Source organism: Alteromonas sp. AWQ4_252 (assembly GCF_056158205.1).
On sequence record NZ_JBSWSV010000001.1, the window covers coordinates 3,819,797 to 3,832,954 of the forward strand.

Below are 13,158 nucleotides of genomic sequence, written 5' to 3' on the forward strand. Positions count from 1 at the left end.
AACATAATGCACCATTACACCTTTTTAGTGATTCGCGTCAAAAAAAATGTTACATCATAACAAAACCAAAAAACTAAAATTTTCATCCTAATAAAAAAGGAATAATGTGCTTAGAGACGACTAAAATTGCTAGTTTAGAAGATATTGACGAGTTGAAATTTTGCTTTAATTTAGACTGACTGTGACATCATCCGAACGCAAAGTCATTACTCGTCAGGATGCTCATTTTGCTAATTATGGTGCATGATTGAATATTTATTCATACAATATGCACCATTTTGCTTCAAAACGGGAGTAGCACTACTTTTTAAGTAACAAACAGCGCCCAACAACTTTATATTCAACGGGTACCGAAAATCTTATCACCTGCGTCCCCGAGACCAGGCAGGATATAGCCCTTTTCATTGAGCTTATCATCTATAGAAGCGGTAAAAATATCTACATCTGGATGTGCCTCACGGACTGCAGCAATACCCTCTGGCGCTGACACTAAGAACAACCCCATGATTTGCTCGCAGCCCTTCTCCTTCAACAAATCGATAGTTGCGATTAAGGTACCACCTGTTGCCAGCATAGGGTCGACAATCAATGCGGTGCGCATATCGATATCCTTCACGACCTTGTCAAAATAAGCCACAGGCTGAAGGGTCTCTTCGTCACGATAGAGGCCTACAACACTGATCTTTGCATTGGGAATTAAGCGTAACACGCCATCTAGCATACCCAGACCAGCACGAAGAATTGGCACTACGGTAATTTTCTTTCCCTTTATTTTTTCCACATCCAGAGTATTACCGTTCCAACCTTCAATAGAAGACGTTTCTGTAGGCAACTCTCTGGTGGCTTCATAAGTAAGCAAGTTTCCAACTTCACTGGCCAGTTCTCTAAAGTCTTTGCTGGAAATATTTGCCTCGCGCATCAGGCCAATTTTATGTTGAATTAACGGGTGCTTGATTTCAAAAACGGCCACGATTATCTCCTGTCTGTTGCCATTGACCAAAATGCGTACATAAATTCGACACAGGCCGATTCCACTGCATTGTGGATGTCGTACTTGCGACATGACCCAATTTTGCGCCCTGTCCCACCGTATTTCAACTCTGTAACAACGAATCCTACTTCAATGGATAAGTACCCAGCGCTGAAATGAATTAAACAACCCCCTTTTAGCCGAGAGTTTAGCGGGTTAGTCGACAACACTTTGCATGTCCACCACGTTGAGACGTACTGTGGCTAAAAAACACTTCAGGGAACAACGATATGAAATTACGAGCACTACTCCTCGGGCTTTGCCTGGTGTCAGTTAATACGATGGCAGACATAAGCAGCAAAGAAAAAATCATGACCAAATACATTGATCAGAACCAGGCGCAAGCGGAGCGGTTGCTGGAAGATATTGTAAACATCAACAGTGGCACCATGAATTTTACCGGCGTCAAAAAAGTAGCAGATACTCTGTCTGGGGAATTTAAAGCCCTCGGCTTCGAGGTAACCTTTGAAGATGGCACCGCTTTTGGACGTGCTGGACATTTAGTAGCAAAGAAAAAGGGAAGTACTGGGCCCCGGTTTTTATTGATTGGGCATCTGGATACCGTGTTTGAACCCGACAGTCCTTTTCAGCATTTCGAGAGAATTGACGAATATACGGCTCGCGGCCCAGGCATAGCTGATATGAAAGGCGGCAATGTCATTATCTTGCAAGTACTGAAGGCCTTACAAGCCGCAGGTGAACTTCAGGACATGAACATTCATATTGTTATGACCGGTGATGAGGAACTGAGCGGTCGTCCATTGTCGCTGTCTAAAAAAGCACTTATCGACAGTGCAAAGTGGGCAGACATCGCCATAGGGTTTGAAAATGGTGATGGCAATCCAAAGACGGCTAACATTTCCAGACGGGGCTCTATTGGCTGGACCCTCAACGTGAAAGGCGTTCCATCACACTCATCCAGAGTATTTAGTGAAAAAGTAGGCGCGGGAGCCATCTACGAAGCTTCGAGAATATTAAATACATTTTACAAGGAGTTAAGAAGTGAAGATTTACTTACGTTTAACCCTGGGAAAATTCTGGGTGGGACTACAGTAACACACGACAGAAAAAGCAACAGTGGCACCAGTTTTGGGAAAAACAATGTGGTGGCAGAAACCGCTGTTGTGACCGGCGATATTCGGGCTATTTCTGAAGTACAGCTCGCCAGAGTAAAGAAGAAAATGCAATCTATAGTAAGCAATAGCTTACCCCAGACTCAAAGTACTATAACCTTTGCTGAAGGCTACCCCGCCCTTGCCCCTACGGACGGCAACAAAACGTTACTTAATCTTTACAGCCAGGCCAGTGAAGATTTGGGATTCGGCGCCGTGGTTGCGGTAAATCCATTGAACGCTGGTGCCGCTGATGTATCCTTTACCTCGGCTCATGTTGATATGGCCATTGATGGTTTAGGCATGAGTGGTGCAGATGCCCATACGGTTGATGAAGTAGGCGATCTACGTAGCCTTACATCCCAGGCTAAACGAGCGGCTTTATTGCTGTATCGTTTAAAAATACAATAATAACTACCCGACTAAGGATATCTGATGAAAATTTCGCAAACTGCCCTACCCGTTTCCGTAGGTTTTTGCTTAGTGCTTATGTCTGTGGCGTTTTCGGCCTTCTCAAAAGAGGCTGAATCATATAAACGGACAATTGCGGTGGAAATGGCTAAGACTACGGAACACAAAACCACCATTAATGGCAAAAAGATTTCGTATACCGCGACTGCAGGTATGCAACCTGTTTGGAACGAGGAAGGCCTGCCCATTGCAACTTTGCAATATACCTACTACGAAAAAAGCAACCAGAAGAACCAAGAGAAAAGGCCCCTTGTCATTAGCTTTAACGGTGGCCCCGGCTCAGCGTCTGTGTGGATGCATATAGCCTATACAGGGCCTAAAATCCTTAATATCGACGAAGAAGGCTATCCATTACAGCCTTACGGGGTGAAAGACAATCCTTACTCAATTTTGGATGTCGCTGATATTGTCTATGTCAATCCGGTTAACACTGGGTATAGCAGAGTGTTACCAGATGAAGAAGGAAAAATGCCCGGCAAAGATGAGCAAAAAAGTCTTTTCTTTGGTGTTAATGCCGACATTACTTATCTTGCAGATTGGTTAAACACCTTCGTAAGTCGTCAAAACCGTTGGCGTTCACCAAAGTTTCTAATCGGTGAGAGTTACGGTACCACACGGGTATCAGGGCTGGCCAAAGCACTGCAGGAAAGTCAATGGATGTACCTCAATGGCGTCATTTTGGTTTCACCAACTGAGTTGGGAATATCTCGGGAAGGAAACGTTGAGTCCGCCAATCGCTTACCTTATTTTGCCGCTGCCGCATGGTTTCATAATAAACTTGCGCCAAAATATCAAAATATGGAATTGGAAGCCTTTTTACCCGAGGTAGAAGATTTTACGTTAAACACCTTATTGCCTGCGCTGGCAAAAGGGGCATGGATCGACAAAGCTGAGAAACAGAAAGTTACCGAGCAATATGCAGCCTATTCAGGGTTGTCGACTACGGAAATTGAACAAAACAACCTGGATGTCAGCACGTGGTATTTCTGGAAAGCACTACTTAGAGATGAAGGTAAAACTATCGGCAGGTTAGACAGTCGCTACCTTGGTATCGACGAAAAAGACGTGGGCGACTACCCGGATTACAACGCAGAACTGAGTTCGTGGCTGCACGCTTTTACACCGGCGATCAATGATTATCTGCGCAATGACCTGGGGTTTGTGACAGATACAAAATACAATATGTTTGGCCCTGTTCATCCATGGGATAGAGAAAATAATCACACTGGAGAAGATTTACGTGCCGCCATGGCGGAAAACCCTTATCTTCGTGTGATGATTCAATCTGGCTATTACGATGGTGCGACTAACTACTTCGATGCTAAATATACCATGACCCAAATCGACCGCAGTGGCAAAATGAAAGACCGCTTAGAATTTAAAGGCTATCGCAGCGGACACATGATGTATTTGCGCTACGAAGATTTAAAAACTGCCAATGATGACATTCGCGCATTTATCAGAGGCGCGATACCCAGTGCTACGACACCGGCAAAATATCAACGTTAAAATGCGACTATCGAGTTGCCTTTGCTCGCACCTTAGCGGGCAAGGCAAGGTTGTCGTAGTTACAGTATCTGTAGGCCATGGGACGTGAATTATCTGGCTCACCTGTTTATTGCAAAACCCACAGCAGCTTCCTGCTTTGGTAATCTCCTTGGTGACTTCCAGCGCGGTGTCGATAAAGCCGCGCTCCCCAATGCAGTGCGCCAAGGGTTAAACACCCACTTGCTGGTGGATAAGTTCACCGATACTCACCCCCTTGTAACCAGCGCAAAGGGGAGCTTTAGCCCTCAAAGGCGACGCTTTTCAGGCATTGCGTTGGACATTCTTTTCGACCATTACCTCATTGCCCACTGGCACCGTTTCAGCGATCAGCCTTTCGATGATTTTTGTAATCATCGCTACACCCTTTTAGAAGCCGCACTTCCTGTCATGCCAGCAACTATGCAGCGCCTGATAAACTCTATGATAAAAGACCAGTGGTTAGATGTGTACGCGACTGTGGACGGCGTGAGCAACGTGCTGAATCGAACAGCAAAACGCATTCGCTTTGAAAACGAATTTGAAAACAGTATCGAAGAACTCTTACCGGTTTACCAACAGCTTCACGATGCCTTCCCGGCTTTCTTTGCTGATTTACTTACCAATGTAGAACAACAGAGCACGGAAACAGGAGACGTATGATACCAGCTACAAGCTAAGTCGCCACACATGCAGGTAGCGACAAAAGCGCGGAATCATAAAGGTGAAATAAGAGCACTTTTAAAGCGCTCTTAAAAAAGTAATAACGTGGTCTCACCCTAAAGGGAAAAGTGCAACTTTTTATCGCTCTGGTAGAGTAATATTAAGCTCCAGCACACTGCAATCGTCACTGTTGTCCAATTGCACTGAGACATCGTCTTCTGCAATTTCCACGTATTTGCGTATAACTTCCAGGATTTCCTGCTGCATCATCGGAATATAATCTGGTTGAGTGCGCTTTCTGCGTTCGTGAGCAACGATGATCTGCAATCGCTCTTTGGCTACGGCGGCAGTGCTGGGTTTCCCTTTTTTCAGCAGATAATCGAAAATTCCCATTACTTACCTCCTAACAAGCGCTTCAAGAATCCTTTTTTCTCAACATCAAGGAAACGGTGTTCTACCTTTTCCCCAAGTAAACGCTTCACGGCATCCGCATAGGCTTGCCCAGCGTTCGAGCCATCATCAAGAATAACCGGCGTTCCCTGATTCGACGCTTTCAATACTGCCTCTGACTCCGGGATAACACCCAGCAAAGGTACCGCCAGGATCTCCTCCACATCAGCCACACTAAGCATTTCTGCAGTCGCTACCCGCTGTGGATTGTATCGGGTCAGAAGCAAATGCTCTTTCACTGATTTTCCTTGCTCAGCACGCATTGATTTACTTTGCAAAATGCCCAAAATACGGTCAGAATCGCGAACTGAAGATACTTCCGGGTTGGTAACAACAATAGCTTCGTCAGCAAAGTACAACGCCATTTGTGCGCCTTGCTCAATACCCGCTGGAGAATCACAAATGATAAAGTCGTATTCTTGTGACAAATCATTAAGTACTTTCTGTACGCCTTCCATTGTAAGAGCATCTTTGTCCCGAGTTTGTGAAGCGGGCAGAATATAAAGATTCTCTGTGCGCTTATCTTTAATTAACGCTTGGTTCAACGTTGCTTCTTTATTGATAACGTTGACGAAATCGTAAACTACTCTGCGCTCACACCCCATGATGAGATCCAGATTTCGCAAACCAACATCAAAATCAATAACCACTGTTTTATGTCCGGCAAGTGCCAGGCCGGTTGCAATAGCAGCGCTGGAAGTTGTTTTCCCTACGCCGCCCTTGCCTGATGTAACTACAATAATTTTCGCCATTTTTAATCCCCAAATTGCTGATAACCGGGCTAGTTCAATCCTTCGACCACGAGTGTATCAGCGTCTAAATATGCCTGTGCCGGTTTCTTCCAACACTGTTGTTGTATGTTTTCTTGCATGACGAATCTGCCGGCAATGGATACCAACTCAGCTTCCATATTTTGACAAAAAACCCGCGCCTGGTTATTGCCCTTCACGCCGGCCAGCGCTCGCCCACGTAATGTACCATAGACGTGAATGTTGCCGTCTGCGAGTATTTCTGCGCCTTCGCTGACCGCGCCTAAGATAATAAGATCGGCACCGTCGGCGTAAACCTGTTGTCCAGAGCGAACAGGACGGGAAACAATTTTCGCAGGCTTTAACGCGGGTGTTTCTGCAACGCCAGCTTTTTCCCCAGTTTCAGCAGGCACCTGTTCAGCCGTAACCTCAGGGGTGCTTTTTTGCTCGACAAGTGGTCGCTCACTCAATTTACTCTGGCTGATATCAGACATACCCAGGTCATTGATGGTTCCAGTAAGGCCTTGTGTATTGCCTTTTACAGCCATAGGTTGCAGTTTGTGTCGCCGACACAATGCAATAAGCAGCTCAAACTCAGTGACGGTGAGTAAACACGTCAAATGAATGATTAACGAAGAGCGGGTGAAAAAGTGTGGCGCACTGGCTATTTTCGCAGCCAGTTGCGTGTCGAATTCATCGGGTTCAAATTGAAGTACTTCCAGTACTATACTGGTAAGTGTGGTGCCTTTCATGCGAAAGCACTGTTCTGACATGTAGCGCATCCTGAATTATTGTTATTGCCCCAGTCGGACGCAGTTTTGCGCCCGCTAGAAAGAGGTAATAACTCTACCAAAATTCAGGTGCACGGCAAGATAAAGCCGCCTGTTAGTGCAACAAAAGGCTGCTCTTCGTACAAAAAACAGCCTTATTGACTCATGTTGCTCTGATTAATGCATCAGATCAACTGCAGTCAGCTTTGTCTTTCGTCAGGAAAGAGAAAATTACAAACTCGATTAGCACATTCAGAAGCTTCTGCTACAAAGCGAAAACGGGCATCGATATCAAGATCGTCAATCCAATTTCCTATCCTTTGTACGCTCGTTTGACAGGGCTTTCTGTCAAGACCAAAACGCACTGACAAATTCGCCGTAGCCACTTCGCTAACCAAAGTTACAAAGGCATCCCGCTGGATCAGGGACGTAAATTGTTGTCCTACATTCAGGCGACTTTTATGCCCCGCCCAGCGCACAAACTCGGGTAGCAATGCCTGATAGTAGGCTTCAGTGAAGTTTTTTGTGTACAAACCGGTTTCTGGAGGCATTTCTATATAGTCTTCGTCGGCAAACCACTGTGCTTTATCCCCCTCCCGAATATCTACATGCAAACTCCTTGTTTTATCACGGAGCAAGGATAACGGGGAGACGAACCCTTCTTCATAAGGCAACCCGCGATAGTCAACCAGAGAACTCGCGTTATACACTAACTGAACCTTGCGTCCTAACTGCGGCTGACCTTCATCACCCTCCCCAAGGGATAATTCCTGTGACGGCATGGAAAAATAGTGAAATACGGGTGCAGGCATGGCGCCTTTGCGTAGTTTGAACCCACATTTTTTCCATTGCAGCTTGGTACCCCATAGGTTGCTTGTGTAACCGCAGGTTCTGGCGACAAGAGAAAGGATGAGCCAACTCCACATCGACTGATATGGCACCTTAGAGCGCACATTAAAATGCGCCATGGGTTCGGGCTGTTCAATCCAGCGCAAAATGCAATCGCTATCCTTCTCTACGAGAGCGTGCAAAATTTGATGATAAACGCGCTCATCCAAATCCCAGCTATCGTGATTGAGAACCACCACGTCTGCCAGTGTCTGGCAACCAGCAACGGGATGTCTGCGCAGGAAATAATACAAGCCCTTCGCGGTAGTCACGTCTTTTTTAATGATATCCAAATCATTGATGTACATAACCCAGTAGTGGAGTTCAGCAAGCAGAGTAACCATCTCATCACGGGTTACTCCCTGCCACTGCCCTGGCGCCTGCAAATCAAAGAGTTTACTAACCTTTGTATTGCTGTGCGCCCCTGCAATTTTTTCAAGAATTGCCTGATAAGACAGACCTAATGAATCCTCTATATCCGCAATTTGCCTGCTGATATTACTAAGGTTCGAGACACTAGCGTCCAGGCTGCGGTCATGACCGAGAAAATGGATTGGTCGATTACTGGCTGCGGTTTGTTCTAAAAAATGACGAAATGGATCACAGCCATTGTATTTCGCAGACAACTTTAGCAGCGTTTGAGGGCTGCTGCCCGTAGCCAGAGAATACTCCAGTTGAACGGGATAACTATTGCGAAACTGTGAAAGGGTCAACATATATAGCATCCTTCTCTCAATGGTTCAGGAAGGTGTGCACAAAACAACAAAAAGTGTTGCTGGCTTCCTGATTTTTCAGGAGTGTAGCTAACTCAATAACCCTGTTCGATATGGAAAATGATAATCAGATGTGTAAGTTGATAAGTAGTTTCATACCTAAAATATTGTCCAGCACCAGGCAACCTACGCCTCTCACAAAAAAAGGCCTCTACAATCAGAGACCTTCTTAATGGCTTTAAAATTGCGTTTTCGCTTTACTTTTGCTGGTTAATCCACTTTAAAACTTGCTTTTCTACCAACGACATTGGCCGGGCACCAGGCAGAAGCATAAGATTATGAAGTCCTTTAATGTCATAATTGTCACCAAGGGTTGTTCTAGCTTGTTTTTCCAACTCAACAAACTTCAGCATACCCAGTTTGTATCCTAACGCCTGTCCCGGCCAGGCCATATACCTTTCTACTTCTGGTACCACGTCCGACAACGACGTCCCCGTCGTATTGTGGAAATAGTCGATGGCCTGTTCCCGTGTCCAGTGTTTTCTATGTAACCCGGTATCAACGACCAAACGTACTGCACGATAAAGCTCTGCCTGCAGGCGTCCTAAGTCACCCAATGGGTCGTTCTCGTACATCCCCATATATTCACTGGCGACAAATTCAGAATACAACGCCCATCCTTCCACGTAAGCGTTGTAGGGAGCATTCTGACGCATGATGCCAATATCCTGTTGAGCCATATTCAGAGCAAGTTGGAAATGATGGCCTGGCACAGCCTCGTGATAAGTTAGTGTTTTCAGGCCAAACTTCGGCACTGCCGCCATGTCCCGCAAATTTATCCAATAGATACCAGGGCGGTTACCATCCAGCGACGGAGGCGAGTAAAAACCACCAGCTTCACCAGCTTCAGATACTGGCGGTATCCGCCTGACTTCCACCGCCTGGGTTGGAATCGTACCATAAAAATCCGGTGCCTTTTCGAGTACTTTGTCTATTTCCTCTGAGAGATAATTTAACAGTGCCTGGCGACCATCATCAGTGCTTGAAAAGACCTGACCGGGTAAAGTGGCAAGGGACATCATTCTTTCACCCACTGTACCTTCTTCGAAGCCATTGATGCGTAATATCTCGTCCATCAGCGCTGTGATCCTGTCTACTTCATCCAGGCCGAGCTGATGTATTTCATCGGCCGTCAAAGCAGAATCACCCAGGAAGCGAATTTGGTGTGAATAGAAATCTTCTCCACCCGGCTGAGACCAAATCCCATCGTTATTGCTGGCAATATTTTCGCTCTCCAACACCGCGTCCCTGGCGCGGTTGTAAGCGGGATAAACAACGGCTGTCACCCATTTTATTGCCTGCGCCTCATACTCATTGCGCTGCTCATCTGACAAGCCATTGATAGCTGCAATTTTTTCAACAAACGTTCTGACAAGTTCATGTTCTGATGGCTCACTGGCAAGGAAGCCGTTAAAAAATGCCAGAGTTTTAGGGTGAAGTTTCTTTGGCAAGATAATGCCCTTTTGCGCATCGGCGTTAAACTTCGAGACGACTTCATCTACGAATGTGCCCATGGTTTCCAGACGGCTCAGATAGGCTTTTATTTGCGCTTCATTTGTGACGGCCTGCTGAACTTGCATGAGTTTAGGCACATCGATCAAAGGGCCGGATATTTGATTAATGATGTACGGAAGATGCCCACCCCAGGTATCTATATAGCCACCGGAGAATTGCTCACTGCCAGCGTAGTAAGTGAAAATATGGGACAAGATTTGCTGATGAACCAGTTGCTTTTCTGATAAACCTTCACTATCTATCCCGCCTATATTCTCACTGGCTTCACTCATAGCCTGCTGAAAACTTTCCATGCCTTGTACGGTATAATCAGGAAAGCGATGGTTGTAAGGACCGCCGGCTTCACTTTCGTCAATTGCCAGCATGGTAGAAAGTGCAGGTTGATGCTGAAGAAAGATTTGGGTGTACTTGTCATCACTGTTTTTCAACTGTACAGACGCTGAAGCTGCAGCACTGACTGCCCCAGGGTTTGATTGAGTGTGCCCATCAGTTGGATCAGTACAAGCACACACACAACTTGCACCAACGATGGCTATAACCAATGTCTTTAATTTCATAGTGTTCCCTAATTATTTGTTATCAGACATTCTGCCTTAACAACGAGGAAAATTCAGCACCACGAAAAAATAAAGCCCCTGCAGGGGCTTTATGGCGAACACATTCACATCAGGCGATGCGAAGCCTTTTATTTTTTACAGGCTTGGGGAAAGGGTAACTGGAATCAAGGACAACGTGACTGCCATCACTGAATGCGTATTCCGTTAGTGTATCCGACAACGGATGACACGACGAACAGGTACGAAAACAGCGCAACCAGATATGCGCGCTATCTACACTGGTAGCAAGTTCGGCAAGCGTCTCGCGTGTTGCAGGTGATGTCATAGCGGATCTCCAAATAAACGTATTCTTTTGAAAACTGCTACAAAAGAGAATATGAAAGGTCGAAAACTAATGGTAAACAAATACGGCTTGGAAAAATTTGATCTGTGCCAAGAAAGTTTTCATTTTTAGTTTACCTTTTGATCAAATTTTTACCATGTGATTTATCTTTTCTTGACATAAATATCGCTTATTCTTGTTATTTCACCCTGAAAACCAAAATACGCTTTTGAAAACCGCGAAAAAGACCGCACTGTACGTTTTATCAGATCTTATAAAGGAGCAATCATGTCCCATCCAATTCTTGATGATTTAACGTCCCGACATACCGTAAAACACTACGACGCCTCTAAAAAAGTACCAGCAGAAACCATGGAAATTATCTTGGAAGCACTGCGGTTATCTCCCTCTTCTATAAACTCCCAGCCGTGGAAATTTATTGTCATTGAAAGCGACGCTGCCAAGCAACGATTGCACGATACTTTTGCCAATAAATTTCAGTTTAATCAGAAACATGCAAAAGCAGCATCACACACGATCCTGTTCGCTTACAACCCGAAACATAACCGTGACAATTACAGTAAAGTGGTAGATAAACAAATTGAAGACGGTCGGGCAAAACCCGAAGACAGAGAAAAACTTTTTGGCAGCTATGCGTTTACAGAACTCAATACAGATCAGGAAGGAATCAATGCGCCTTGGACAAAAGCACAACTATACCTTGCCATGGGTAACGTTATGCACACCATTGCCAGACTCGGGGTCGATTGTACGCCCATGGAAGGGGTAGACAAAGAGATGATTGGAAAATTGTTTGCCGAAGAATTAGATGGCTACATTTGTGATGTCGCCCTGGCTATCGGCTATAGCGGTGAGGAAGACTACAACGCCGCATTGCCTAAATCACGCCTGCACAAACAAGATGTCATTACTGTCATCTAATATGGGTTAAAGCAGGCTAAGATACAAGCCTGCTTCTCATCACTATGAGTTAAATGCCAACCTAACCTAAGCTGGCGACCTTGTTAGCATCAAAAATTTCAATCCAGTAGCCGTCAGGGTCTTTTATAAAGGCAATGTTGTTCATCGAACCGTCTTCAGGCCGTTTTTGAAACGGCACCCCCAACTTGTCAAAACGCGAGCAAGCTGCCTCAAAGTCAGGCACGTGAAAACCGATATGACCAAAGCCTCGTGGGTCGCTGTTGCCATTGTGATACTGCGTGGACTCTGCGGTATCTCCCCAATTGTGGGTCAATTCAAGCATTGCTGGTCTGCCAAAGGTTTGCATTGTGCGGGTTTCAATATCGTCACTGATATCTGAAAAGTCATCACCGGCAGCAAGAAAATACAGACTAAATTTCATAGATTCAAAGTCCAGCCGTTTTAGCAACGTCATTCCCATTATGCGTGTATAAAAATCCAGCGAGCGGGCAGGATCTGCAATGCGCAACATGGTTTGGTTGAAAACAAATCCGTTTGTGGCGTCGTCTTTGTTCTCACAAAGACCTTCTGCTTTATCAAAATGTCGACTCATTATATATTCCTCCCCAAGAGGGCATTATTAAGATAATAAACTGGTAAATGGGGGGCGAATGTTTGTTTCTCAAGCCTGGATCTTATGGCTAGCTTGTGTAATCAGACGGAGGCAACAATGAATAACAGCTTCTCGCGTTTATTTTCAATTTTTGTCTCACATTTTTAAAAATTGTCGCACTGAACTAACTTTTTCTTGGTCAAGAGACCTCCTCAGAGTAGACTACCGTCGATTTTCACTGGTCTCAATTTCGCTAGGGTTTATAGGATGTTTGCGATACTACTTCATACTTTGCCTGTTGCCTTCGCTGTAGCTTCTTTTTGGTGTAACACAGAACGAAAGTTGTTGTTACTGAACTTAGGGCTTTGTATTTCAATCAGCAGCTTATTGCTGTTTGAACAAGCCTGGGGTGGTGCCATTGTATTAATGGTAGCGGGAATGAGCACAACTTATCGCTTGGTAAAACAACAATTACTGTCAGCAAAAGCCACCTACGTCAGTTTGTTTTTCATGTCTTCTGTAGTGCTAACTGTCAATTATTACACTGAACAAACCAGTGTTCTGGCTATGCTCCCCGTTTTTACGTTCATGGCATATCGCTTTGGCGAGTTATATTGTAAAGAAGTCGGTTTACGGGTTTGCATGATTGTTGGCTCAGCGAACTTCACTGTATATGCCCTATTGACCCATACGTGGGGGCTTGCCATTACCGAAGCCATGTTTGCAATATCAAATACCTGGTATTGGTTTAAACTTAGAAAGCAACTTTTAGCGCAACCGGCATAGTGTCGCCGGGCTTT

13 protein-coding genes are annotated in these 13,158 nt (G+C 45.1%); 5 read left to right on the plus strand and 8 right to left on the minus strand.

Annotated elements, in window-relative coordinates; all coding sequences use genetic code 11:
• Nucleotides 1–340: 340 nt before the first annotated feature.
• Nucleotides 341–970, minus strand: a complete 630-nt coding sequence (gene upp, locus ACXACM_RS16775; RefSeq protein WP_474823169.1) for a uracil phosphoribosyltransferase — start codon at nt 968–970, stop codon at nt 341–343.
• Nucleotides 971–1,260: 290 nt separating this feature from the next.
• Here upp and ACXACM_RS16780 point away from each other — a divergent pair, with 290 nt between their 5' ends.
• The 3 genes from ACXACM_RS16780 (at nt 1,261) to ACXACM_RS16790 (ending at nt 4,800) form a co-directional block, all read left to right on the plus strand.
• Nucleotides 1,261–2,553, plus strand: a complete 1,293-nt coding sequence (locus ACXACM_RS16780) for a M20/M25/M40 family metallo-hydrolase (protein ID WP_474823170.1) — start codon at nt 1,261–1,263, stop codon at nt 2,551–2,553.
• Between the two features lie 24 nt (nt 2,554–2,577).
• Entirely contained in the window at nt 2,578–4,122 is a 1,545-nt protein-coding gene (locus tag ACXACM_RS16785; protein WP_474823172.1) for a S10 family peptidase, read from the plus strand.
• Between the two features lie 84 nt (nt 4,123–4,206).
• On the plus strand, nt 4,207–4,800 hold the full coding sequence (locus tag ACXACM_RS16790) for an acyl carrier protein phosphodiesterase (protein WP_474823173.1): 594 nt from the start codon (nt 4,207–4,209) through the stop codon (nt 4,798–4,800).
• Between the two features lie 138 nt (nt 4,801–4,938).
• Here the strand turns inward: ACXACM_RS16790 and minE are convergent, their stop codons facing one another.
• From minE to ACXACM_RS16820, 6 genes are all read right to left on the minus strand, one after another.
• Nucleotides 4,939–5,193, minus strand: coding sequence for a cell division topological specificity factor MinE (gene minE, locus ACXACM_RS16795; RefSeq protein WP_474823174.1), 255 nt, complete (start codon nt 5,191–5,193; stop codon nt 4,939–4,941).
• Complete coding sequence (gene minD / locus ACXACM_RS16800) at nt 5,193–6,002, minus strand: septum site-determining protein MinD (protein ID WP_474823176.1); 810 nt, start codon at nt 6,000–6,002, stop codon at nt 5,193–5,195. The genes minE and minD overlap by 1 nt, the downstream gene beginning before the upstream one ends.
• 29 nt (nt 6,003–6,031) lie before the next feature.
• Nucleotides 6,032–6,772, minus strand: a complete 741-nt coding sequence (gene minC / locus ACXACM_RS16805) for a septum site-determining protein MinC (RefSeq protein ID WP_474823178.1) — start codon at nt 6,770–6,772, stop codon at nt 6,032–6,034.
• A 197-nt stretch (nt 6,773–6,969) separates the two neighbouring features.
• Complete coding sequence (locus ACXACM_RS16810; RefSeq protein ID WP_474823179.1) at nt 6,970–8,373, minus strand: zincin-like metallopeptidase domain-containing protein; 1,404 nt, start codon at nt 8,371–8,373, stop codon at nt 6,970–6,972.
• Nucleotides 8,374–8,627: 254 nt separating this feature from the next.
• Nucleotides 8,628–10,502, minus strand: coding sequence for a DUF885 domain-containing protein (locus ACXACM_RS16815; RefSeq protein ID WP_474823180.1), 1,875 nt, complete (start codon nt 10,500–10,502; stop codon nt 8,628–8,630).
• 109 nt (nt 10,503–10,611) lie between these two features.
• The gene (locus ACXACM_RS16820; protein WP_474823181.1) at nt 10,612–10,827 is read right to left on the minus strand and encodes a hypothetical protein; all 216 of its coding nucleotides are present in this window, start codon (nt 10,825–10,827) and stop codon (nt 10,612–10,614) included.
• A gap of 285 nt (nt 10,828–11,112) precedes the next feature.
• On the opposite strand from ACXACM_RS16820, the gene ACXACM_RS16825 reads away from it, so the two are divergent.
• Nucleotides 11,113–11,766, plus strand: a complete 654-nt coding sequence (locus ACXACM_RS16825) for a nitroreductase family protein (RefSeq protein ID WP_474823183.1) — start codon at nt 11,113–11,115, stop codon at nt 11,764–11,766.
• Between the two features lie 61 nt (nt 11,767–11,827).
• Here the strand turns inward: ACXACM_RS16825 and gloA are convergent, their stop codons facing one another.
• On the minus strand, nt 11,828–12,358 hold the full coding sequence (gene gloA / locus ACXACM_RS16830; protein WP_474823184.1) for a lactoylglutathione lyase: 531 nt from the start codon (nt 12,356–12,358) through the stop codon (nt 11,828–11,830).
• A gap of 267 nt (nt 12,359–12,625) precedes the next feature.
• Between gloA and ACXACM_RS16835 the strand changes: the two genes are divergently transcribed.
• Complete coding sequence (locus tag ACXACM_RS16835) at nt 12,626–13,144, plus strand: YgjV family protein (RefSeq protein WP_474823185.1); 519 nt, start codon at nt 12,626–12,628, stop codon at nt 13,142–13,144.
• Nucleotides 13,145–13,158 lie beyond the last annotated feature (14 nt).

Excerpts from the sequence above, each read along its gene's own strand:
- ACXACM_RS16780 (WP_474823170.1), top strand. The coding sequence starts at position 1,261 with ATGAAATTACGAGCACTACTCCTCGGGCTTTGCCTGGTGTCAGTTAAT.
- ACXACM_RS16785 (WP_474823172.1), top strand. The coding sequence starts at position 2,578 with ATGAAAATTTCGCAAACTGCCCTACCCGTTTCCGTAGGTTTTTGCTTA.
- minE (WP_474823174.1), bottom strand. The coding sequence starts at position 5,193 with ATGGGAATTTTCGATTATCTGCTGAAAAAAGGGAAACCCAGCACTGCC.
- minD (WP_474823176.1), bottom strand. The coding sequence starts at position 6,002 with ATGGCGAAAATTATTGTAGTTACATCAGGCAAGGGCGGCGTAGGGAAA.
- minC (WP_474823178.1), bottom strand. The coding sequence starts at position 6,772 with ATGTCAGAACAGTGCTTTCGCATGAAAGGCACCACACTTACCAGTATA.
- ACXACM_RS16810 (WP_474823179.1), bottom strand. The coding sequence starts at position 8,373 with ATGTTGACCCTTTCACAGTTTCGCAATAGTTATCCCGTTCAACTGGAG.
- ACXACM_RS16815 (WP_474823180.1), bottom strand. The coding sequence starts at position 10,502 with ATGAAATTAAAGACATTGGTTATAGCCATCGTTGGTGCAAGTTGTGTG.
- ACXACM_RS16820 (WP_474823181.1), bottom strand. The coding sequence starts at position 10,827 with ATGACATCACCTGCAACACGCGAGACGCTTGCCGAACTTGCTACCAGT.
- ACXACM_RS16825 (WP_474823183.1), top strand. The coding sequence starts at position 11,113 with ATGTCCCATCCAATTCTTGATGATTTAACGTCCCGACATACCGTAAAA.
- gloA (WP_474823184.1), bottom strand. The coding sequence starts at position 12,358 with ATGAGTCGACATTTTGATAAAGCAGAAGGTCTTTGTGAGAACAAAGAC.
- ACXACM_RS16835 (WP_474823185.1), top strand. The coding sequence starts at position 12,626 with ATGTTTGCGATACTACTTCATACTTTGCCTGTTGCCTTCGCTGTAGCT.